Annotated in this window: 19 protein-coding genes and 1 pseudogene; 19 read left to right on the forward strand and 1 reads right to left on the reverse strand. The window is 43.8% G+C overall.

Going from position 1 to position 22,576, the window contains the following annotated elements; all coding sequences use genetic code 11:
- The first annotated feature begins 61 nt into the window (after window positions 1-61).
- The 11 genes and pseudogenes from LQE94_RS07645 (at window position 62) to ltrA (ending at window position 12,601) form a co-directional block, all read left to right on the forward strand.
- The gene (locus tag LQE94_RS07645) at window positions 62-1,027 is read left to right on the forward strand and encodes a helix-turn-helix domain-containing protein (RefSeq protein WP_117802428.1); all 966 of its coding nucleotides are present in this window, start codon (window positions 62-64) and stop codon (window positions 1,025-1,027) included.
- A 141-nt stretch (window positions 1,028-1,168) separates the two neighbouring features.
- A complete protein-coding gene (locus tag LQE94_RS07650) occupies window positions 1,169-1,765 on the forward strand; it encodes an MptD family putative ECF transporter S component (RefSeq protein WP_005601664.1) in 597 nt (198 codons plus the stop codon).
- Window positions 1,765-2,517: an energy-coupling factor transporter transmembrane component T gene (locus LQE94_RS07655; RefSeq protein WP_006428309.1), complete on the forward strand. Its 753-nt coding sequence runs from the start codon at window positions 1,765-1,767 to the stop codon at window positions 2,515-2,517. The genes LQE94_RS07650 and LQE94_RS07655 overlap by 1 nt, the downstream gene beginning before the upstream one ends.
- A complete protein-coding gene (locus tag LQE94_RS07660; protein WP_117889139.1) occupies window positions 2,514-3,980 on the forward strand; it encodes an ABC transporter ATP-binding protein in 1,467 nt (488 codons plus the stop codon). The genes LQE94_RS07655 and LQE94_RS07660 overlap by 4 nt, the downstream gene beginning before the upstream one ends.
- 126 nt (window positions 3,981-4,106) lie before the next feature.
- Complete coding sequence (locus tag LQE94_RS07665; RefSeq protein WP_117889140.1) at window positions 4,107-5,891, forward strand: ABC transporter ATP-binding protein; 1,785 nt, start codon at window positions 4,107-4,109, stop codon at window positions 5,889-5,891.
- Window positions 5,892-7,640, forward strand: coding sequence for an ABC transporter ATP-binding protein (locus tag LQE94_RS07670; RefSeq protein WP_015563842.1), 1,749 nt, complete (start codon window positions 5,892-5,894; stop codon window positions 7,638-7,640).
- 18 nt (window positions 7,641-7,658) lie between these two features.
- Window positions 7,659-8,075: a metal-dependent transcriptional regulator gene (locus tag LQE94_RS07675; RefSeq protein WP_240577352.1), complete on the forward strand. Its 417-nt coding sequence runs from the start codon at window positions 7,659-7,661 to the stop codon at window positions 8,073-8,075.
- A gap of 30 nt (window positions 8,076-8,105) precedes the next feature.
- Window positions 8,106-8,825: a winged helix-turn-helix transcriptional regulator gene (locus LQE94_RS07680; RefSeq protein WP_240577353.1), complete on the forward strand. Its 720-nt coding sequence runs from the start codon at window positions 8,106-8,108 to the stop codon at window positions 8,823-8,825.
- Between the two features lie 272 nt (window positions 8,826-9,097).
- Window positions 9,098-9,376 carry a hypothetical protein gene (locus tag LQE94_RS16535; RefSeq protein WP_306800648.1) on the forward strand — a complete coding sequence of 93 codons (279 nt, stop codon included), beginning with the start codon at window positions 9,098-9,100 and terminating at the stop codon, window positions 9,374-9,376.
- Window positions 9,351-10,640, forward strand: a pseudogene (locus LQE94_RS07690) (lysozyme family protein); the annotation flags it as partial. The gene LQE94_RS16535 and the pseudogene LQE94_RS07690, both read left to right, overlap by 26 nt.
- Before the next feature lie 566 nt (window positions 10,641-11,206).
- Window positions 11,207-12,601, forward strand: a complete 1,395-nt coding sequence (gene ltrA, locus LQE94_RS07695) for a group II intron reverse transcriptase/maturase (protein ID WP_240577354.1) — start codon at window positions 11,207-11,209, stop codon at window positions 12,599-12,601.
- A gap of 111 nt (window positions 12,602-12,712) precedes the next feature.
- On the opposite strand, the gene LQE94_RS07700 is transcribed toward ltrA, so the two are convergent.
- The gene (locus tag LQE94_RS07700; RefSeq protein WP_117638850.1) at window positions 12,713-13,711 is read right to left on the reverse strand and encodes a helix-turn-helix transcriptional regulator; all 999 of its coding nucleotides are present in this window, start codon (window positions 13,709-13,711) and stop codon (window positions 12,713-12,715) included.
- Window positions 13,712-14,005: 294 nt separating this feature from the next.
- Here LQE94_RS07700 and LQE94_RS07705 point away from each other — a divergent pair, with 294 nt between their 5' ends.
- From LQE94_RS07705 to LQE94_RS07740, 8 genes are all read left to right on the forward strand, one after another.
- Window positions 14,006-14,611 (forward strand): MptD family putative ECF transporter S component, encoded by a 606-nt coding sequence (locus LQE94_RS07705; RefSeq protein WP_015533385.1) that lies wholly within the window; start codon window positions 14,006-14,008, stop codon window positions 14,609-14,611.
- The gene (locus LQE94_RS07710) at window positions 14,611-15,351 is read left to right on the forward strand and encodes an energy-coupling factor transporter transmembrane component T (protein ID WP_240577355.1); all 741 of its coding nucleotides are present in this window, start codon (window positions 14,611-14,613) and stop codon (window positions 15,349-15,351) included. Before LQE94_RS07705 ends, LQE94_RS07710 begins: the two co-directional genes overlap by 1 nt.
- Window positions 15,351-16,844, forward strand: a complete 1,494-nt coding sequence (locus LQE94_RS07715) for an ABC transporter ATP-binding protein (RefSeq protein ID WP_240577356.1) — start codon at window positions 15,351-15,353, stop codon at window positions 16,842-16,844. Before LQE94_RS07710 ends, LQE94_RS07715 begins: the two co-directional genes overlap by 1 nt.
- Window positions 16,825-17,487: a hypothetical protein gene (locus LQE94_RS07720; RefSeq protein WP_240577357.1), complete on the forward strand. Its 663-nt coding sequence runs from the start codon at window positions 16,825-16,827 to the stop codon at window positions 17,485-17,487. The genes LQE94_RS07715 and LQE94_RS07720 overlap by 20 nt, the downstream gene beginning before the upstream one ends.
- Entirely contained in the window at window positions 17,480-19,219 is a 1,740-nt protein-coding gene (locus LQE94_RS07725; RefSeq protein ID WP_240577358.1) for an ABC transporter ATP-binding protein, read from the forward strand. The genes LQE94_RS07720 and LQE94_RS07725 overlap by 8 nt, the downstream gene beginning before the upstream one ends.
- Window positions 19,216-20,952: an ABC transporter ATP-binding protein gene (locus LQE94_RS07730; RefSeq protein WP_158293307.1), complete on the forward strand. Its 1,737-nt coding sequence runs from the start codon at window positions 19,216-19,218 to the stop codon at window positions 20,950-20,952. The genes LQE94_RS07725 and LQE94_RS07730 overlap by 4 nt, the downstream gene beginning before the upstream one ends.
- Window positions 20,953-21,097: 145 nt before the next feature.
- Window positions 21,098-21,817, forward strand: coding sequence for a winged helix-turn-helix transcriptional regulator (locus tag LQE94_RS07735; protein ID WP_240577359.1), 720 nt, complete (start codon window positions 21,098-21,100; stop codon window positions 21,815-21,817).
- A gap of 273 nt (window positions 21,818-22,090) precedes the next feature.
- On the forward strand, window positions 22,091-22,531 hold the full coding sequence (locus tag LQE94_RS07740) for an ECF-type sigma factor (protein WP_173907336.1): 441 nt from the start codon (window positions 22,091-22,093) through the stop codon (window positions 22,529-22,531).
- Window positions 22,532-22,576: the final 45 nt, after the last annotated feature.

The raw sequence follows: 22,576 nt of genomic DNA on the forward strand, positions 1-22,576 counted from the left end.
AAAAAACAAATATAAAGTATTATGTGATTAGCTTTAACTAACTAGAAAAGGAGGGCGCACAATGACAAACCAATATATGACGAAGCTGTATCACGATCTGCTCTCCAACTCTCCGCAGACAGTGACAATAGATATTCCGGCTGATATGGGAACAGGTCAGATTTCGCAAGTTGTTACAAAGCAAGGAGCTGTTGTATCAGACTGGAAAATGAACTATTTTTCAGATATGAATGTGCAGGGTGTAAGCTGCGAAGATTATATTCAACTTTTATTCTGCTTCAATGATGGCGTATCGTGGAATATTGCAGATGCACGTCAAAGTGTCAGCATCCAGAAAGGCGAATCCTGCATTTATCGGGGACATGGTAAAATGGAATATTTGTGTTATTCTGGGAAGAAAGATTTCCTTTTTAAGAATATAAAAATTCCCATGCCATATTTTCACAAAATTTTGAATGACTACTTTGAAGATAGTGAAATAAACGCTTATGAAAAGAAATTACTGACAGGGATTTCAAAAGTGAGCGTTACCCCGTATATGGAGCACATTTTTGCGGAGGTAAAAGATTTTACGCAATACCGAGGTGGTTTAGGGTATTTATTCTTGGAAAGTAAAGTTTTTGAATTGCTGTCTGTATATTTAAGTGAAGTATTGGAACTCAGTATTCTTTCATCGAACCATATTAGCATTTCCAAAAGTGACAGGGATTCGATTACCGAAGCAAAAAGGATTATTGACAGTCAGCTTGCTTTTGCACCAAGCTGCGAGGAATTGGCGCGGCAGGTCAATATCAGCACTTCAAAATTGACGAAGGGCTTTTCCTCCCTGTTCGGAACATCGGTTCATGCGTATGTCATCGACCAGCGGTTAGAAAAGGCGGCAAGCCTGCTGTTAGAAAGTAATTTGAATGTCAGCCAGGTGGCTATACTGGTGGGATATTCAAAAGCGAGCAATTTCGCAGCGGCGTTCAAAAGGAAATACGGAGTGAATCCGAAAAACTATAAAGCAGAAGCTAAGATTGGATAAATGCAAAAATACTGATTTTGGGTAGAATAAAATTGGTTTTGGGTTGGAATCGTGGGCGCAAATTGCTATTATATGTGGTGTGGTTAGAAGAAGCTAACTGCACCACATTTTCATTTTCTCAGAGATAAGGAGGATACTGGTATGAGTTCCCAGAAAAAAAGTTCCCGGCTTGAGGGAAAAGATTTAATTACTATCGGCATCTACACCGTCATCTATGTTGTGATTGTTATGCTGGTGGCGATGCTTGGCTTTATCCCCATTTTTATTCCGCTGATGGCGGTGCTGTGCCCTTTGATTGGCGGCATCCCCTATATGCTGTATGTTACAAAGGCTAAAAAATTCGGGATGACTGCAATCATGGGTTTTCTGATTGGCCTAATCATGGTGTTCTTCGGCAACGGCTATCTTACTATGGTAACTGGTCTCGTTGGCGGCCTGTTGGCCGACGTGATCCTGAAAAAGGCGGACTACAAAAGTGCAAAGAGTACAGTTCTTTCCTGCGGCGTGTTCAGCATCTGGGTGTTTGGCAACTTTGCTCCCATTTTCCTGAACCGTGAAAGCTATATGGTAATGTTGACTGAAGGATACGGCGCTGAATATGCAGCTACCCTTAATACATATATGCCTATGTGGATTGCGCCTATTCTGCTGGTTGCCTGCTTTGTGTTTGGCCTTGTCGGAGGTGTGATTGGGAAAGCTATTTGCAAAAAGCACTTCCAGCGTGCCGGTATTGCATAATGGCGCGGGAAATTCTGCTCAGCAAAAAAACAGAACAAGGGTTACGGCTCGATCCGCGTACAAAACTGTTGCTCATCTTCATCATAAGCATTTTTGTCATGGGTGGAACAGGCGGAGAAGCTATGGGGCTGATCCGCCTTGTTCTTTGTACAGTTCCGGCTATATTGCTGCTTACCTCGAAACAATGTGCAAAAGCTGTGGGCTATATTGCTGTGTTTTCTGCTTTTTATGCTGTTCAAATTTATGTTTTGCCGCACCTTACGGGAATATTGAATTTCCTCGTTCTGTTTACAACAGGATTCTTCTGCCGAATCCTTCCCAGTGTTGCGATTGCTGCCTATGCGGTGAAAACAACAACGGTCAGTGAATTGATTTCCGGCATGGAAAGAATCCATATGCCTAAAGAAGTGACGATCCCCTTAACGGTCATGTTCCGCTTCTTTCCAACTGTCTTTCAGGAGTCAGAAGCAATCAGTGACGCTATGAAAATGCGTGGGATTAAACTTGGAGGGAAAAAATCTTCAAAAATATTGGAGTATAAGCTGATTCCGATGATTACCTGCTCCGTGAAAATCGGTGAGGAACTTTCCGCTGCGGCAATTACCCGTGGCCTCGGTGCTCCTGTCAAACGCACAAACATTTGCCAGCTTAAATTCAATTTTGCCGATGTGGTGCTGATCTTGTTTTGTTGCTTTGTAGTGTTTTGGGCGATTGCTTCCCCGATAATTTCCGCAGGAGGGATTTTGCCATGATAGATTTTCAAAATGTTTCTTTTTCTTATGGTGAAGAATCCAGCGGCGGAGGGATTAGAAATGTCAATCTCACCATAAACACAGGGGAATTTGTTTTACTCACGGGAGAATCCGGCTGTGGGAAAACAACGATTACCCGTTTGGTAAACGGGCTGGTGCCTCATTATTACGAGGGCAATTTAGAGGGTGATGTCCTTCTGGACGGAAAAAGCGTATCAGATACGCCGCTTTATGACTTGGCTGCTATGGTGGGATCTGTATTCCAGAATCCCAAAAGTCAGTTTTTCAACGTGGATACGGATAGTGAATTAGCCTTTGCATGTGAAAATTTAGGCTATCCTCAGGAGGATATCCTGAAAAGGATTGACCGGACAGTTTCCGATTATCATATTGAAGATTTGATGGGGCGAAGCGTGTTTGCTCTGTCCGGGGGCGAAAAGCAAAAAATAGCCTGTGCTTCATCAAGTGTATTGCTGCCGGGAATTATGGTCCTGGACGAACCATCTTCTAATTTGGATATGGCTGCTATTGATGACCTGCGGCAGGTCCTGAGCCTCTGGAAAAAGCAGGGCAAAACAATTCTGATCGCAGAACACCGCCTTTACTACCTTCACGATCTTGCAGATCGTGTGCTGTATGTAAAAGATGGGGAGATTGAACGGGAATACACGCCTGCTGAATTTGACAGCTTATCGGATGGCACTCGAAAAGAAATGGGGCTGCGGCCGTTTTCTCTCTCGAAGTTGAAGCCTGCGAATCAGTATCAGGCGCATACAGCTAAACAGATGGAATTTCAAAATTTCTGCTTTGCGTATAAAAAGCGGGAACCGGAAAGCCTCCATATTCCGAGTGCAGAACTGCCGGTTGGAGAAACGATTGCCATTATCGGTCTGAATGGCGCTGGAAAATCTACTCTGGCCCGCTGTATTTGCGGACTGGAAAAGAAGTGTGGCCTTTTGCAGGTTGACGGGAAAACCCTTGATTGGAAAGCCCGGCTCAAACATTGCTACATGGTAATGCAGGATACCAGCCATCAGCTATTTACCGAAAGCGTGACGGATGAAGTGCTTCTGAGCATTGACAACGAGGATGAAACTGTTGTGGATAAAATCCTTAAACAGTTTGATCTGCTGGAATATAAAGACAGGCACCCGCTTTCTCTTTCCGGCGGGCAAAAACAGCGGGTAGCGATCGCGTCTGCCATTGTGAGTGACCGGGAGATCATTGTGTTTGACGAACCAACCAGCGGGCTTGATCTCAAACATATGCGGGAAGTTGCGCGGAGTTTGAAGTCACTCGCGGATCAGGGCAAAACGCTTCTTGTTATTACGCATGATCCGGAGTTGGTGATGGCGGGATGTTCGTATGTAGTCCATATGGAAAAAGGGCAAATAAAAGAAAGCTATCCATTGGACGAATCCGGCAGTAAAAAGGTTTTGGATTTTTTCCGAATCCGCCAGTGAATTTTAGAAATTATGAATGTCAGGGCCGCCTTGACTGGACAGAAAGATAATGATAAGAGGCCGCTTTACTTTGGCGGCCTCTTGTTTTTGAAGCACAGACAGTACGGCTCAATATAAGGAGGGCTTATGTTCAAAAAAATCTTTGAGTACGCAGGGCCATATAAGAAAAATATGTATGTGGCCACGGTTGTCGTACTGGTCAGCGTTCTTATGGGCGTCCTGCCTTTTGTGCTGGCCTATCAGGTCATTTCGCCATTGGTTATGGGCGATTCTGTTGAAACAGAATTTGTTTTATTGCGTGTTATAGGGGTTTTGATCTGTCTTGTTTTGCAGGCGTTTTTTTATGGATGGGGATTATCAATTTCTCATAAAGCAGCATATAACACATTGTTCCGGCTGCGGGTATCTCTGCAAAAGAAGTTTGAGAAACTTCCCCTTGGCATTGTGGAGGAAAAAGGGACAGGGACAATCAAAAAGCTGTTTGTCGATGATGTGGACAGCTTGGAATTGCTCCTTGCTCATTCAGTCCCGGAGGGTATCGCAAATTTACTGATCCCGCTGGTGATTTATGTTGCTATGTTTTGTGCGGACTGGAAACTGGCTCTTATGTCTTTGGCCTCTATCCCGATCAGCCTGCTCTCCATGGTCATTATGTACTCTGTTGGAATGAAGCGCATGGGTCCCTACTATCAGTCTGCACAGAAAATGAACAACACGATCATTGAGTACATCAATGGTATGGAGGTTGTCAAGGTTTTCAACCGGGAGAGTGAATCTTACGAGAACTTCCGCAAGGATGTAACGGACTATCGGGATTATACCTTGGCATGGTATAAGGCCGCCTGGCCCTGGATGGCGATATACGGAAGTCTACTGCCCTGCACTGTTATTCTGACTTTGCCTCTTGGGGCATGGTTTGTTCTCTGTGGCATAAGCACTTTACCTGATTTGATTTTAGTCCTCTGCCTTTCCCTCAGCATTGGGATTCCTCTCCTGAAAGCACTGGGCTTTATGGAGACGATTCCGAATCTGAATTATAAGATCACGGCACTTGAACAGATGTTAAATACGGCACCGCTGCAAGCTGCTGAGGATGATTTCCACGGACAGGATTTTAACATTTCTTACGATCATGTTTCCTTTGCGTATCAGACGACACAGCCTGGCCCAGATGGGAAACCGATAATAGCGGAAAACGAAGTCCTCCACGATATTACCTTTGTGGCACAAGCAGGACAAAAAACTGCCCTGGTTGGTGAATCCGGTTCTGGCAAGAGCACCCTTGCAAAACTGTTGATCCACTACTATGACCCGCAGAAAGGGAGCATTTCCATTGGCGGGCAGAAACTTTGTGATATGAGCCTGGAGGCATTGAACAGCCGCATTTCCTATGTGGCTCAGGATCAGTACCTGTTTAACACCTCCCTGCTGGAAAATATCCGTCTTGGACGTTTGGATGCTACCGATGAGGAAGTAATGCAGGCGGCGAAGAAAGCCCAGTGTATGGAGTTTCTGGAAAAGCTGCCGCAAGGTATTCACTCCATGGCGGGCGATGCGGGGAAAATGCTTTCCGGGGGGCAGCGCCAGCGAATTTCCCTGGCGCGGGCAATATTGAAGGATGCCCCGATTGTAGTGCTTGACGAGGCCACGGCCTATGCTGATCCAGAAAATGAGGAAAAAATGGAGGCTGCTATTGCGGAGCTGGTGGAGGGAAAAACCTTGGTAGTTATCGCTCACAAACTTCCCGCTATAATGAACGCAGATCAAATATGCGTTATGGATCACGGAAAGATGGTGGCAACCGGAAAACATCAGGAGCTGATTCAAGCTTGCCCAGAATACCAAAAGTTGTGGAAAGCGGCTCAGGACAGCGCCGAGTGGAAAGTATCTACTGCAAAGGAGGGAAGATAAATGTTTGCATTGATTTCAAGAATCCTGAACCTCTCCGGGAGGTATAAAAGCCGTATTCAGGCTGCATTTCTATGTGCATTTGTCGAGTCCATTCTCTCCAAAATGCCGATCTTCATGGCGTTTATTGTCTTGGCCGGGTTTGCTGATAATACGCTGACTGGAAAGACCTGTCTGTTTGTCGGACTTGGATTATTAGCTGTTGTAGTGGTTCAGACAGTGGTTCACTATTTGAGCGACCGTCTGCAAAGTGCCGCTGGATTTATGATCTTTGCTGATAAACGGATGGAGTTGGGAAATCATTTAAGAAAAATGCCGATGGGTTACTTTACATCGGGGAATATTGGCAAAATCAGCTCTGTTCTCAGTACGGATATGGTATTCATTGAGGAAGTTTCTATGAGTACCATTGGCAACATGATGAGCTATATGCTGTCTACTTTTGTTTTATCTGTTTTTATGTTCGTACTGGATTGGAGACTTGGGCTGATTGCGGTAATCATTACCTTGCTGGCATCACTGGTTGCAAAATATATGAATAAGGTTTCCTTCAAGGAGGCTGTCGGGCGTCAAAACCAAAGCGAGAATTTGACGGATGCGGTCTTGTCTTTTGCTGAAGGAATTGGGGTTATCAAAAGTTACAATCTGCTCGGAGAAAAATCTGACGAATTAACGGAAAACTTCAAAAAATCAAGGGATGTCAATACGAAGTTTGAGCAGAAAATGACACCGTGGACCACTGGCTTAAACATTCTCTATGGCGTGGGTATTGCCGCTATCTTCGGTTTATCCGTTTTTTTACATCAGGAAGGCGTACTCTCCCTGGCTTATCTTTTGGGCGTGCTGCTGTTTGTCTTTGATCTCTTTGGACCTCTGAAAGCTCTTTATGGAGAAGCAACCCGACTAACCGTTATGAACGCTGCCCTTGATCGTATTGAAGCGGTATTGGATGAACCGGAACTTTCCGACAACGGCAAGCAGCATATTCCGGCTCAGGCACAGCCGGGACAGCCGGAAGTCCTGTTCAACGATGTTACATTTGCTTATCAGGATAAAGAGGTTCTGCATCATATCAGTTTTGCCATGAAGAAAAATTCTATGACAGCGCTGGTTGGACCGTCCGGTAGCGGTAAGTCCACCATTGCAAACTTGCTGGCGCGACTTTGGGATGTAAAATCCGGCAATGTGACGATAAGGGGCGTGGATATTCGCAATGTACCTCTGTCGGAATTGATGGATCAGATCAGCATGGTATTCCAGCGCGTGTATCTGTTTCAGGACACCATTTACAACAATATCATCATGGGAAAGCCGGATGCCACGGAAGAAGAAGTCTATGAGGCTGCCAGAAAAGCCCGCTGCTATGATTTCATTATGGCTTTGCCCGACGGATTCCAAACGGTGGTTGGTGAGGGCGGTGCAACACTTTCCGGCGGCGAAAAACAGCGTATTTCGATTGCCCGCTGTATTCTGAAAGACGCGCCTATTGTCATTTTGGATGAAGCTACCGCAAGTGTAGATACGGACAATGAAAGCTATATTCAGGAGGCTATTTCCGAATTGGTGAAGGGAAAGACCCTGCTTGTAATCGCTCACCGCCTAAATACCATCCAGAACGCCGATCAGATTTTAGTTATAGACAACGGCCAGATTGCACAGCAAGGAACCCATGAGGAACTTTTGAAACAGTCTGGTATCTATCAGGATTTTGTCAATATCCGAAAGAGTGCGGCTGGCTGGAGTCTTGCTTAATGACGAAAGGAGCTGCCTATGAAACTTCATACTGCCGGAGAGGATTATTTGGAGGCCGTGCTTATACTTCAAAAGAAGCTCGGTATGGTGCGTTCCGTGGATGTTGCTCGGTACATGGAGGTTTCAAAACCCAGCGTATGTTACGCAGTAGGAACTTTGCGAGAGGGCGGTTTTTTGACAATGGATGAAAAGCATTATCTGCACCTGACAGAACTTGGCCGGGATATGGCTGAAAAAATTTACGAACGCCATTGTTTTTTTACTCATCAACTTATATCCGTTGGAGTTAATCCACAAATTGCAGAAGTTGATGCTTGTCGTATGGAACATGCAGTCAGTGATGAAAGTTTTCAAAAACTGAAAGAGCATGCGATGAGAGAGATTGCTTCACAAAAAATTGACAATATATTTGATGATTTTCCTGTGAAGAAGTAGAAAATGTTGCTTTGCTAAAATAGATTAAATATGAAAGACACAAAATACAAGATATTAGCATATTTTGACAATCAATCATATCGAAAACTATTCAATGAGATAAACTCAGATTATGCAGAAAATCTACAAATTTTACTGCATAATTTGAGTTTATTTTCTTATGATGTGCTTATAATAGGAGTGATCCTTTATAAAGAGAACATAAGTAATATTATATCTGCTATTAGAAAGATAACGCAGATACCAATTATTATTTTGACGGATACTTCTTCTTTATTGTGTATGTCATGGAAAAAAGAATTAATATACGCTGGTGCAGACTGTGTAATGGATATAAATAGCACTACAGAAGAAGTAGATCTGCAGATTTTTTCATTGGCACGACGAAATAATAAACAAAAAATAACTCAAAAGCAATCCGAAACGCTGATTAATAAGGGAAAACTTGTAATGAATCATAAGAAACATAAAGTATTTTGGAATAATGTAGCGTTACATTTAACACGACAAGAATATAATTTTTTATATTTATTAGCGGTGACACCGATGAGAGTATACACATTTGAACAGATTTACCAGCTTGTCTGGAAAGATTATCCTGTTGGTGATATTAAAAATATCATCTGGTGTCTGGTAAAGCGACTGAGAAAAAAGCTGAATGTTGTTGAAGATGGTGCTGGGAATTGTATCGTCAGTGTCAGGGATATAGGTTACAAATTTGAATTGAATAAAGAAAACGAACAACAGTAAGGCGAATGATCCGTAAAAAGATTATTCGTCTTATTTTATTTATTCTGGAAAGAAGGTGATAAAAACTGACCGTCAATTGACAGTTTCCTGACCGTTAACTGACAGGTGCATCCGATACACTGTGCCTTTGTAAAGATATGATTACAAAGGAGATCCGTGTTTGCAGGGAGACAGCAGAAATGCCGGACATTCCTGTAGACAGGAAGAACGGACCAGAGCACCGCCACACTCCGATTTGATTTCGCAAAAATTCAGATCGGAGGAAAACATAAGTGGCTTACAATAAAGCAAAAGAAGAATATAGATGGAACCAGTGGAAAGCAGAGGAAGAGAAGATCCTGCGTGAACAGGGCGTGGATGAAGAGACGATCCAGAAGCTTCGGGAGTACGACTGGGACGATTTCAATGCAGAGCGGAGATTCCGGGAACACCAGACCTCGCTTCTGGACTGTATGGAACTGCTCCTGGAAGAAAAAGAAACCAAAGAGTCCCAGCCGGAGAGCGTAGAAGCCCTGCTGGATACCGAAGAATATACAGAGGCGTACTATTAAGACAGCCCCTCCGTCTGCGAAGATCAGCATTCAGCCAGAACAGAAGCTCCGTGTGGCCAGCTCCGACGCCCTGACAGCCCGGATGCAGAAGCAGATGGAACGAAGGGCAGCGAAACAGGCGGCGAAGAAAGCAGCTTTGCAGACTTCCGATGGAGTACGCAGGATACAGAAAACGGCAAGGGCAGGGGAGAATACCTTCAAGGCAGCCAAGGCCGCCGTGGAAGCGGCAGCGAAAACCGTACAGTCCATGATAGCTGCACTGGGAGCCGCCGGAGCGGTCATGGTTCTGCTTCTGGTTATCATAGTCGGAATTATTGGCGGTGCCGCATTTTCGGGAAGCTCAGAGAGCAGCGAAGCACTCAGCCAGGAAGTCCTTTCCTACACATCAACCATCCAGAAATACGCCAATCAGTATGGAATCCCCGAATACGTCTCGGTGATACAGGCGATCATGATGCAGGAATCCGGCGGTCGGGGAACCGATCCCATGCAGAGCAGTGAGTGCCCATACAACACCCGGTACTCCAACAGCCCCAATGCCATCCAGGATGCAGACTACTCCATACAAGTGGGAATCCAATATTATGCGGACTGCCTGAAGGAAGCCGGATGCACTAGTCCCCAGGACATGGACAAGCTGAAACTGTCTCTGCAAGGATATAACTACGGTAACGGATACATAACGTGGGCTCTCCGAAACTATGGGGGCTACAGTGCAGAAAACGCTTTGCAGTTTTCCAATGAACAGGCGGCTTCACATGGCTGGAGTGCCTATGGGGATCCAGAATATGTCCCTCACGTCCTGCGGTATTATTCTAGCGGCGGATTGTTTGCCGGCCTGTTTGGAGGCAACGGCCAGATTGTATCCGTGGCACTTACCCAGCTTGGAAATGAAGGTGGCCAGAAGTTCTGGTCGTGGTATGGATTTGACAGCCATGTAGCATGGTGTGCCTGCTTTGCCAGCTGGTGTGGAGATCAGGCAGGATTAATCGAAAACGGTAAGATGCCGAAGTTCTCTCTGTGTGATGACGGAATCGCATGGTTTCAGAACAAGGGAAAATGGAAGAGCCGAGGATACTCGCCAGAGCCCGGAACCCTAATCTTTTTTGACTGGAACGGAGATGGAACCTCAGACCATGTAGGAATCGTGGAGAAAACCGAGGGCAGTACCGTATACACCGTAGAGGGAAACTCCAGTGATGCCGTGAACCAGAGAAGCTACGATATCAATAACGGAACGATCATGGGATATGGTATACTTTGAAAATTAATATGTTGACTCTTAGAGAGTAGTCAATAGTTTAGATTACCTTGACTAAAAAACAAATTAGAGAATGAGTATGAATTTTACAATAAAAAGAGGTGCAAACTTAGCGCCTCTTTTTTGTGAGTGCGCCTAGCGGCGCACGTTTCTAACGGGTTAAAGTCCCGAATCCGCCCGGTAGTGGGAAGGATATAGCCGAAGGCAAGGGTGTCCATCGTGAGATGGAATCTGAAGGAAGCTGGATGTGAGGAACATACTAACTCATGGGCAAATCTCTGGTCTGACGAACAGAAATCTCATATAAGGTTATGCATGAGGATAAGGCTGCTTACCAAGTCGAAGTCCAATAACTACACGGAATCATGCATGATAAATGAGGCAGATGGATGGAGAGGAAGAAACGTGTGGTACCTAGGGAGGTCTGTGCGGTACGCCTTGAAAGAGGTAACCACTGCATAAAGCAATGCTGAACGCACAGAAGTCAGCAGAGGTCATAGTAGCCGAGAGGTGAAGGACCGAATCAGTAGGAGTCTTGAGTATGACCGAGAAAGGAGGAATGACCATCTATGCCAGAAAACATTGAAAACAATGGCTGTTCGCAAAGAGATAATGCGGAACATGAAGGGTATGTGAAAGCGTCTAGGTCATTCAATCGGATATGGAAAGAAAGAGACAGTGCACAGCCGAGACTTTTAGAAGCGATCCTGTATAAAGATAACTTTAACAGAGCGTATAAGAGAGTTAAGGCAAACAAGGGAGCACCAGGAATTGATGGCATGACCATTGAAGAGGCTCTTCCATATCTAAAGGAGCATCAACAAGAGATAACCGACCGCATTTATCGTGGAAAGTATACTCCGTCTCCAGTAAGACGAGTTGAGATTCCCAAACCAGATGGTGGTGTGCGAAAGCTTGGTATACCAACGGTGATAGACCGTACAATCCAACAGGCAATCACGCAAGAGTTAGTGCCAATCTATGAACCGCTGTTTGCAGATGGTAGCTTTGGCTATCGTCCGGGCAGAAGTGCGAAGGACGCAATACAAAAAGTGAAAGAGTATGCAGAACAAGGATACACATATGCAGTATCCTTAGATTTATCAAAATACTTCGACACACTGAACCATGAAATTCTCCTTAACTTACTCCGTAAGAATGTAAAGGACGAACGGGTGGTGCAGTTGATTAAGCGATATCTGAAAAGCGGGGTAATGGAGAACGGAGTAGTCATGGAAACAGAGGAAGGTTCGCCACAAGGAGGAAATCTATCCCCACTACTGGCGAATATCTATCTCAATGAGTTTGACCAGGAGTTTTTGAAGAGAGGAGTCCCATGCGTCAGATATGCAGATGACATCGTGCTCCTTGCGAAGAGCAAACGGGCATCGGAGAGACTTCTGGAAAGCAGTACGAAATACCTTGAAGAGAAACTGAAACTTACAGTCAACAGAAAGAAAAGCCGTACTGTCAGTGTGTTTGCAATCCGAAATTTTAAGTATCTAGGCTTTGCATTGGGAAGGAATGGAACGGGTATTTATGTTCGCGTTCATCCAAAGTCATGGAGAAAGTTTAAGTCGAGACTGAAAGCGTTGTCTTCCCGTAAACGATGTCAGTCAATCAAGCCAAGCCTTGAGAAAATCAAGATATATGCAAGAGGATGGCTGAACTATTACGGAATAGCAAGCATGAAGAACAACATCGAAGAGATCAACGGATGGCTCTACCACAGAATACGCATGTGTATATGGAAACAGTGGAAACTTCCAAAAACAAAGAAAAGAAATCTGATAAAGATGGGAGTACACGAATACTATGCGAATATGGCGGCAAACTGCCGAAGAGGACACTGGTATTGTGCGAATCTGACAACAGTTAAGAAAGCCATGACAAAAGAGAGACTGATAAACGGTGGCTTCTATGATTTAGCCACAGCCTATCAGTCCGTGCACGTCAACTATTGAAACCGCCGTGTACCGAACGGTACGCACGGTGGTGTGAGAGGACGGCGGTTAGTCACCGCCTCCTACTCGATTAATATAATTAAAAAATTTCTAAAAAAATGGCAAGTGATTCTAATCTTTACGCATATTATAATTATTTTTTCGGTAAATTTCAGGCGATTGATTAAAATAGTTTTTAAAAGCGCTAGAAAATTTACTTGCGTTTTGATACCCTAAATGTTTGGCTATAGATGAAATTGATAATTCATTCTTTTTAAGTAACAGTGAAGCATATTTCATTTTGGATTGTCGAATGTATGTCCCAATAGGAACACCATACATTTTTTTGAATGATTCTCGAAGTTTAGTTTGTCCCATTGCTGCTATTTTGCAAAGCTGCGAGAGTTCTGGTGGGTTTAAAATATTCTGTTCAATAGCCAGACGTACAGATTCCAGCGCCTTTTTCTCTTGTTTGGAAAGAGACTGGTGTTTAGATGCTATCTCCTGTCGCTGTTTATGAAAGTTGCCTGCCACAATAGAAAGCAGTTCACCCACTTTGCTTTCGTAGTAAAGACGGGAGGTTTCGCCAGCAATCAGTTTATCCCGTATCTGCAAAAACAGGGTTCCAATTTCCGGGGTATTATAATCAAAAGCTTTCCAATCATAAACCTCTGCATAGTCAAAATCGTCCGGGGTAAAACGGTCTTGCAGATTTTTCTCTATGTAATCTTCAAACAGCAAAACTGACGCATAGCTGATTGGTATATTGGGTTGATATAATACTCGCCCCTGTGACGGCTTATTTAGATAAAGGTGGATTCCCTCTGTGATGGGTTGGGCTTTCCGCCCATTCTGGATCAGGGTAACACCGCCGGATTCCAAATAATAAATTTTCACCAGCTTTTGATTGATCTCATATTTACGTTCCATTGAGGCGTATGGTATCCAGCTTCCGGTTGACAGGAATAATCCATCTGTCGGTTGAACCTGATAGATATTTCCATAGCCTTGTCTGTTTTGCGGCTGCAAGGTGCAGATTCCATTATGATTATCCTGTCGAAAATGATAATCATGCAGATAAAAAGAAGCATCCCCTAATTCGTGCGCGGCCTGTGTAGAATCGGTCTGCATCCTGCTCACCCCCGTTTCTTATGTAGTCGGAATAATCCGCAGTATCTTTTTTTATGCTCCAAAATGTCGCAAAGGCTGTCAGCAAAACCACAAAAAGCACTGATATATCCGGTTGTTTTTCCACTTTTAACTCCTGTTTTGACCTTTTTTGCCGGATTTGACACAAAAAAAATCACTGAGTAGAATGGCATTACTGGCTGGTTAGCTGACTCTAATCACAGCAATTCTATCACGATTTTGTGCGTAGGTCAATGAGGCTTCTGCCAGCAAATAATAAATAGGAGGACGTTGAAAATGTCTAATTCACAACAAATGAAAAAAGGGCTATCTGTGCGTGATTTGATTACCACCGGCATCCTTGCTGCTTTGTACATGGTATGCGCCATGATTGGCGAAGCTATCTTTGGGTTCTTCCCTGTACTGACTTTCCTTTGCCCGCTGTCTATTGCGCTGCTGTGCGGCCCGGTTTATATGCTGATACTGGCGAAGGTGCCGAAGCATGGCCCAATCATTGTCACCGGTATTTTGGTAGGAGGTGTACTGTTCGTACTCGGTATGTACTGGTCTATGTGTTTGGCATATTGTATTCTCGGCGTTGTGGCCGATCTGCTGGCCGGTTCCGGGAACTTTAGAAACAAAGGGCGTAACCTGTTGTCCTACATGATTTTTGTTCTCAGCCCAGTTTTCTCCTACGGTATGCTTTGGTTTGACCGCGACGCCTATGTGCAATATTTGGTAGAAAAGGGAACAGAACAGACCTATATGGACACAATGGTTTCAACCGCGCAAAACTGGATGCTCCCGGCAATGATTATCGGCGTGTTGATCTGTGCTGCTATCAGCGGTCTTGTAGGCCAGAAACTATTGAAAAAGCATTTTGAAAAGGCCGGAGTAGTGTAATGGAGATGCAACTGCAAACAAAAGACACACTTGCCACATTACATTTAGACCCTCGCACAAAACTATATCTGTTGATCGTCGGAAATGTTGCGTTGTTCCTTGCGCCCTCTTTACTCTATGAGATTGCGCTGGTTGTATGCGTTGTGATTCTCGGCGTCCTTGTAGGAGCAAAGCGGTTTACGGTAAGAATGGCTGCTATCTATGCGGGAATGGTTGTTCTGCATATCATTGGAACAAATTATTTGACAGGGACTTTGCAGATTGCGATTGTAACATTTACCGTATTTATCCGTAAAATCTTTCCTTGTGCCATGCTCGGAGGTATTTTAGTCAGCACGACAAGGGTAAATGAATTTATGGCGACCATGAACCGTATTCATATGCCAAAAGCAATGGTTATTCCTCTGACGGTCATGCTCCGTTATTTTCCTATGGTGCATGAGGACTGGGGCTATATCAGCGATGCCATGCGGATGCGCGATGTAGCTCCAACCGTAAAAAGTCTGCTAACCCATCCGGCCCGAACAGCGGAATGTATCTATGTTCCGATGATGATGTCAGCACTGAAAGTGGCGGATGAATTATCGGCGGCGGCTGTTACAAGGGGGCTGGAAAATCCGAAGCCCCGAACCTGCTTGCAGGAAATCCACTTTAATGTTGCGGATGCTGTATGCTTTATCCTGTTCACTTTGTTTATGTCAGTGTCAATCTGGCTGAAATTGAAAGGGGGTGCAGGCTAATGATCCGTTTTGACAAGGTTTCTTTTACCTATCAGGAATCATTACAAAATGGCGGACTGCGCGATGTTGATTTGACAATCAACAAAGGCGAGTGTGTGCTGTTGTGTGGGCGAAGCGGCTGTGGGAAAACCACATTGACCCGTCTTGTGAATGGACTGATTCCATACTTTTATCCGGGAGAAGTTACCGGCACAACCTATGTTGACGGTAAAGATATACAGGATTATCCCATATACGAAGTGTCCGAGTATGTGGGGTCTGTATTCCAAAATCCACGCTCTCAATTTTTTAATGTAGATACAGACAGTGAAATCTCCTTTGGAATGGAAAATCTGACTTATCCAAGAGAAAAAATGAAAGAACGCATTTCAAAGACAGTTGCGGATTTGGATATAGCCCATCTGACCGGGAGAAGCATATTTGAATTGTCTGGCGGTGAAAAACAAAAGGTGGCGTTTGCGTCCATCTATGCTATGTCTCCGAGTATTTACTTGTTAGATGAACCATCGTCCAATCTGGATATGGATGCTATTGAGGATTTGCGGCGTACACTTGAACTCCTAAAGAAACAAGGCAAGACCATTCTAATTGCAGAACATAGGATTTATTATCTGAGGGAATTAGTTGACCGCATTGCGTATATGGAAAACGGGGCTATATCTGCTGTGTTTTCTCCAAGCCAGTTTCTTTCTATTCCTGAAGAACAGCGGCATAGTATGGGACTTCGCGCTTTAGATTTGTCAAAGGTACAGCCAAGAGCCTTTGCTGAAAATTCTCAAAAGCCGATTTTGGAAGTCAGGAACTTATCCTTGTTCTATAAGAAAAAGCCGGTTCTAGACGATTTGAATTTGAGTGCGGCACCGGGAGAAATCATAGGAATTATCGGCCATAACGGAGCCGGGAAATCTACATTTTCCAGAACACTATGCGGCCTGCACACAAACTGTACGGGACAAATTCTTTGGGATGGTAAAGAACTGAACGCAAAGAGCCGGTTAAAACGCTCCTATATGGTGATGCAGGACGTAAGCTATCAGTTATTTGCCGATACATTGGAAAAGGAATGTGTATTTGGAATTAAGCATCCTGATCTGGATGCAGCAAAACAGGCAATGGAACGGCTGGGTATTTATGAGTACCGTACTCATCATCCCAATACACTTTCCGGGGGGCAGAAGCAGCGTGCAGCCGTGGCGGTCAGTATGGTATGCTGTAAGGATGTTTTAATTTTTGATGAACCAACTAGCGGACTTGATTATGACAGCATGATTCAGGTTGCGGGGTTATTTCAAACGCTTTCCAAAATGGGAAAGGTAATTTTTGTTGTAACCCATGATTACGAATTTTTAGCGGCAGCCTGTACAAGAGTGATTCATTTAGATAACGGAAAACAGCAGGAAGATTACCCACTTTCCCCCGACAATCTGCATCGACTACATGATTTTTTCTTGCGGTCAGAAAGGAGGCAGAACCTTGAGGAGAATGGAAAATGACCTCCTGTTCTTCCATGAGCTGATTGGTAACTGTTCCGTTGAAAAGGATTCAAAGATATATACAATTTCTCCCAAATTTGGGAAAGGCACCATGCAGAGCTTTGAAGTGATGCCTGGTGCTGAAATTGTTTATAGCAATGTTCATATCACAACTCCAATTCAAAAAAATATCCAATGTATAGATCGTTTTATTGAAGTCACCTATTGCTTTCAGGGGCGAGTGAATATGCTGTTCAGCGACCAGCTGGAGATGATTATGAGCGACCATTATATTTCTGTTTTCAATGGTGCAAGCCACCTGAAAAGCTGTGATTTTGGAGAAGAACCTTTTGTTGGTGTTTCAGTGGTGGCTTATCTGCCGCAGATCATAAACAGCCTGAATATCATGCTGGGAACAATCGCGTTTGACGAGGACATGGATTTTCAAGGACTTTTTACAGCGGGCGGATGCTTTATAGCACCCGCAACAAAAAGTGTGGAGCATATTTTTACCGAACTGCTCTTGCTGCCGGAACAGTACCGCAATTACCTTATGCGTATTAAAGTCATGGAACTATTGCTATACCTGGTTGGCAAAATGGAGTATCGGACAGATTTTGGAATTTCACTATTCCGCAAGGAGGAGATGAATTGTAATGAGTGATGTAAAAGCCCTGTTTGGACTAATTGATAAGAAAAATAAGCGCCGCCTGATTGGTGCGGTGATCTGTTGCGTCCTGTCTGTTTTGTGCGGCATCCTGCCCTATTTAGGCGTTTGGGGTATTGTGACCTGTTTCCTGGATGAACGGACAGAGAACCTTTTTCAATATGTGTGCCTGATTGCTGTAGCAATCATTTTGAAACATCTGCTGTTTGGAACCGGCACAAAAATCTCTCACAAGGTAGCCTACCAGACATTGGGGGAAACCCGTAAAAAGCTGTTCCGTAAAATTGCCCGTTTACCAATGGGCTATGTGAAAACAACGGCATCCGGGCAGGTCAAAACGATCATTATGGACAATATGGAACAGTTGGAGACATTTTACGCCCATAACATTCCAGAGATTATTTCTGGTCTCGCTGTACCGCTATGTATGGAAATCCTGCTGGCGATATTGGACATTAGGGTAGCCGGTATCATGCTGATTCCGGTCGTTCTGTTTATTCTTGTCGGTATTCTTATGATTATCGTTCAGATGAAAAAAATGGACGAATTTAATCAGGCGTTTGCCGACGTCAGCGTTAAGACGGTGGAATATGTCAACGGTATGAAAGAACTGAAGATATTTGCCGCCGACGAATCCACTTATGGCCGCCTGTCAGAAAGCATCCGCACTTACAGCACCGTTGTAACAGAGTGGTTTCAAAGCTGCTTGAAATATGTTGCTTTCAATCATGCCGACTTAAACAGCAACCTTGTGTTCTTGTTTCCACTTGCTGGTTTGATGTACCTCTCCGGCAGCGTGACAGCGGCCAGCTATATTATGTATCTGTTTATGGGGCTTGCCATGCTGATTCCGTTGGAAACTGTTTCTAATAACTTTGATTATATCGGCATGAACGCTTCTGTTGCAAAAAAGATAGACGAAATTCTGAAGCTGGATGAAATGGCGGATATGACCTCGAAGGCAGAACTTTCCGACCACACGATTGTGTTTGAACACGTTACATTTTCCTATGGGGAAGGACAGCCGGTATTAAAAGATGTCTCATTTACTGTTCCTGATGGAAAAGTAACTGCGCTCGTCGGTGTTTCCGGCAGCGGTAAAAGTACGGCGGCCAGCCTGATCTGCCGGTTTTGGGATATAACCGAGGGACAGATTTGCCTGGGAGGCGTACCGCTGAACCAGATTCCGCTATCCGATCTGATGTCCCAGATCTCCTTTGTGACCCAGAATACGTTCCTGTTCAAAAAGAGTATCCGGGAAAACATTATGATGGGAAACCAAGAGGCCACGGAGGAAGAAATGATGCAGGCAGCAAAGGATGCCGTATGTCACGACTTTATTATGCGGCTTCCAAAGGACTATGACACAGTGATAGACAAGGAAACCAAGTTGAGCGGTGGCGAAAAACAGAGAATCACATTGGCAAGGGCAATTCTGAAAAATGCGCCGATTGTGATTCTTGACGAGGCAACGGCTTACATTGACGCCGACAATGAAGATTTACTGCAAAAGGCGCTGGCTAAATTATCAGAGGGAAAAACCGTACTCGTAATAGCGCACCGTCTTTCCAGTATCAAGGAAGCTGATTCGATTGTGGTTCTGGAACAAGGCAAAGTGATTGATTGCGGCACACATGATGAATTGATAAGATGTTGCTCCCCGTATCAGGATATGTGGGCGGCCTTTGAGCAATCCGATCAATGGAAAATGGGAGGTGTAAACGCATGATTGCTATGATACGGAAATTCTTAGAACTTGCAGGCGAGCGTAAAAAGCAGCTTTATCTTGCGTGGCTGTTTCAGGCGTTGACCTCAATTTGTGAGGGCGCGATATATTTCATGCTGTTCCTTGCGATAAAAGATATTTTGGGCGGTTCGTTTACAAGGGAAAAACTGATACAGTATAGCCTTATGTTTCTGGTTTATACTGTCCTGCATTTTGTTTTTTATTACTTTACGATTGCAAAACAGCGCCCGGTATCTTATGCCATGATGCGGGATGAACGCCTTTCGATTGCGGCAAAAATCAAACAGTTTCCGCTATACTACTTTACAAAAGACAAGATCAGCCAGCTTACATCTTTGTTTACAACTGATTTAAGTTTTGTGGAAATGAATATCATGGAGATTATTGCCGGTTTCGTTTCCAGCATGATCATGACGGTTGTATTTGCTCTGATGCTGCTTAGTGTGGACTGGCGTATGGCGCTTCTTCTGTTTGTGGGAATCATCCCCGGTTATATCCTCTACCAGCAGTTTCAAAAGAGCATGGTTCAACTGGGAGAGCAGAAGAAAAATGCACAGGTGGCAATGATTGATTCCACGCTGGAATATGTACAGGGTATGGAAACGATCAAGGCATACCGGCTGGAACAAACCGGTAAGCTCGTAGAGAATCAGGTGGACGGATATTGCACAGCTTCTGGCCGTTATGAATCGACGCTGACGAATTGGAGTATGGGTTATAAGATCTGCCTGAATCTGGGGCTGTTTTTGAGTTTGGGTGTTGGCATTACAATGGTTCGTTCTGGTTCATTAGCCTCGGCAACCTATTTGTTTTTTGCAATCATGGGTATTATTTTTTACCGTCCGCTGGAAGCTCTGATGGGTTCCTTTGCAATGATGAATCTTGCAAACGCATCGTTGGATAATATAGCGGAAATTAACAACCTGCCGACTGAAAATGAAAAACAGGGAATTACACAGTTTGCCGATACACAAGCCGATGTACGGTTTGAAAATGTATCGTTTAGCTATGATGGAAAGCGTGAAGCAGTTAGTCATGTAAGTTTTTCAGCTAACCCCGGAACGATCACTGCATTGGTTGGTCCTTCTGGAAGCGGCAAATCTACTCTCCTTAATTTGATTCTGGGATTCGTGACGCCGAAAAACGGGCGGATTCTGTTGAATGGGAAAGATGCGGCAACATTAAAGCATAGTGATCTGGTGCGTCATGTGAGTATCGTTTTTCAGGAAGTATATCTTTTTCAGGATACCATGATGAATAATATTCGGATGGGAAACCAGAGCGCAACGGACGAGCAGGTAATAGAGGCGGCAAAAAAGGCTCACTGTCACGAATTTATAGAAAAACTCCCACAGGGTTATCAAACGGTTATCAGCGAGGGCGGTGCAAGCCTTTCCGGTGGTGAGCGTCAGCGTGTCGCTATTGCGAGGGCAATTTTGAAAGATTCCCCGATCATTCTTTTGGATGAGGCGCTTTCCAGTCTGGATGCTGAAAATGCCGTAGCAATACAAAAGGGCATAGAAGAAATGATTAAGGGGAAAACGGTGTTCCTTGTATCACACACTTTGTCCTATATCCAAAATGCAGATCAAATACTTGTTTTATCTGACGGTGTTTTGCAGGGCTGCGGAAAACATGATGAATTATTGCAATCAGTGCCTCTTTATAAAACTATGTGGGAAAAAGAAAAATCCATTAAAAGTTGGAAATTATAGGGCAATATGAATGCCCCACATTTGTACCTGATCACATGCGAATATCAGAGCATGCGGCAAGAAAGTGTGCTTTGCAAAAAATGACAATGCATTTGATGATTTTCCTGTGAAGAAATAGAAAGTGTTGCTTTTTTAAAATAGAAATATGAAAGACACAAAATACAAAATATTAGCATATTTTGACAATCAATCATATCAAAAACTATTCAATGAGGTAAACTCAGATTATGCAGAAAATCTACAAATTTTATTGCATAATTTGAGTTTATTTTCTTATGATGTGCTTATAATAGGAGTGATCATTTATAAAGAGAACATAAGTAATATTATATCTGCTATTAGAAAGATAACGCAGATACCAATTATTATTTTGACGGATACTTCTTCTTTATTGTGTATGTCATGGAAAAAAGAATTAATATACGCTGGTGCAGACTGTGTAATGGATATAAATAGCACTACAGAAGAAGTAGATCTGCAGATTTTTTCATTGGCACGACGAAATAATAAACAAAAAATAACTCAAAAGCAATCCGAAACGATGATTGATAAAGGAAAACTTGTAATGGATCATAAGAAACATAAAGTATTTTGGAATGATGTAGCGTTACATTTAACACGACAAGAATATAATTTTTTATACTTATTAGCAGCGACACCGATGAGAGTATACACGTTTGAACAGATTTACCAGCTTGTCTGGAAAGATTATCCTGTTGGTGATATTAAAAATATCATATGGTGTCTGGTAAAGCGATTGAGAAAAAAGCTGAATGTCGTTGAAGATGGTGCCGGGAATTGCATCATCAGTGTCAGGGATATAGGTTACAAATTTGAATTGAATAAAGAAAGCGAAAAGAAGTAAGGCGAATGATCCGTAAAAAGATTGTCCGTCTTATTTTTATTTATTCTGGAAAGAAGGTGATAAAAACTGACCGTCAATTGACAGGTTTCTGACCGTTAGCTGACAGGTGCATCCGATACACTGTGCCTTTGTAAAGATATGATGACAAAGGAGATCCGTGTTTGCAGGGAGACAGCAGAGATGCCGGACATTCCTGTAGACAGGAAGAACGAGCCAGGTCACCGCCACACTCCGATTTGATTTCGCAAAAATTCAGATCGGAGGAAAACATAAGTGGCTTACAATAAAGCAAAAGAAGAATATAGATGGAACCAGTGGAAAGCAGAGGAAGAGAAGATTCTGCGTGAACAGGGCGTGGAAGAAGAGACGATCCAGAAGCTCCGGGAGTATGACTGGGAGGATTTCAAGGCAGAGCGGAGATTCCGGGAACACCAGACCTCACTTCTGGACTGCATGGAACTGCTCTTGGAAGAAAAAGAAACGAAAGAGTCCCAGCCAGAGAGCGTGGAAGCCCTGCTGGATACCGTAGAGAATGAAGAACTGCTTCAGATTCTGTTATCAACTGATAAGAAAACCCTTCAGATGATTGTCCTGAAGATGATGGGATATGCACCAAAAGAGATCAGCCATCACATGGAACTGCCGGAGCAGACGGTTTATACAAGACTGCGGAGATTACGGGAAAAAATCAGAAAATCCATGCGGTGTGAATAAAATCCTCCCTTTTGCCCGGCTGATGATTAGAACGAACAGACAGGA

Origin of the sequence: Mediterraneibacter sp. NSJ-151, assembly GCF_022487435.1 — a bacterium.
Classification (GTDB): Bacteria; Bacillota; Clostridia; order Lachnospirales; family Lachnospiraceae; genus Schaedlerella; species Schaedlerella hominis.

Coding starts and splice junctions, on each gene's coding strand:
- LQE94_RS07655 (WP_006428309.1), top strand. CDS start 1,765: ATGGCGCGGGAAATTCTGCTCAGCAAAAAAACAGAACAAGGGTTACGG.
- ltrA (WP_240577354.1), top strand. CDS start 11,207: ATGCCAGAAAACATTGAAAACAATGGCTGTTCGCAAAGAGATAATGCG.
- LQE94_RS07660 (WP_117889139.1), top strand. CDS start 2,514: ATGATAGATTTTCAAAATGTTTCTTTTTCTTATGGTGAAGAATCCAGC.
- LQE94_RS07735 (WP_240577359.1), top strand. CDS start 21,098: ATGAAAGACACAAAATACAAAATATTAGCATATTTTGACAATCAATCA.
- LQE94_RS07725 (WP_240577358.1), top strand. CDS start 17,480: ATGAGTGATGTAAAAGCCCTGTTTGGACTAATTGATAAGAAAAATAAG.
- LQE94_RS07680 (WP_240577353.1), top strand. CDS start 8,106: ATGAAAGACACAAAATACAAGATATTAGCATATTTTGACAATCAATCA.
- LQE94_RS07645 (WP_117802428.1), top strand. CDS start 62: ATGACAAACCAATATATGACGAAGCTGTATCACGATCTGCTCTCCAAC.
- LQE94_RS07715 (WP_240577356.1), top strand. CDS start 15,351: ATGATCCGTTTTGACAAGGTTTCTTTTACCTATCAGGAATCATTACAA.
- LQE94_RS07670 (WP_015563842.1), top strand. CDS start 5,892: ATGTTTGCATTGATTTCAAGAATCCTGAACCTCTCCGGGAGGTATAAA.
- LQE94_RS07665 (WP_117889140.1), top strand. CDS start 4,107: ATGTTCAAAAAAATCTTTGAGTACGCAGGGCCATATAAGAAAAATATG.
- LQE94_RS07705 (WP_015533385.1), top strand. CDS start 14,006: ATGTCTAATTCACAACAAATGAAAAAAGGGCTATCTGTGCGTGATTTG.
- LQE94_RS07730 (WP_158293307.1), top strand. CDS start 19,216: ATGATTGCTATGATACGGAAATTCTTAGAACTTGCAGGCGAGCGTAAA.
- LQE94_RS07700 (WP_117638850.1), bottom strand. CDS start 13,711: ATGCAGACCGATTCTACACAGGCCGCGCACGAATTAGGGGATGCTTCT.
- LQE94_RS07710 (WP_240577355.1), top strand. CDS start 14,611: ATGGAGATGCAACTGCAAACAAAAGACACACTTGCCACATTACATTTA.
- LQE94_RS07650 (WP_005601664.1), top strand. CDS start 1,169: ATGAGTTCCCAGAAAAAAAGTTCCCGGCTTGAGGGAAAAGATTTAATT.
- LQE94_RS07675 (WP_240577352.1), top strand. CDS start 7,659: ATGAAACTTCATACTGCCGGAGAGGATTATTTGGAGGCCGTGCTTATA.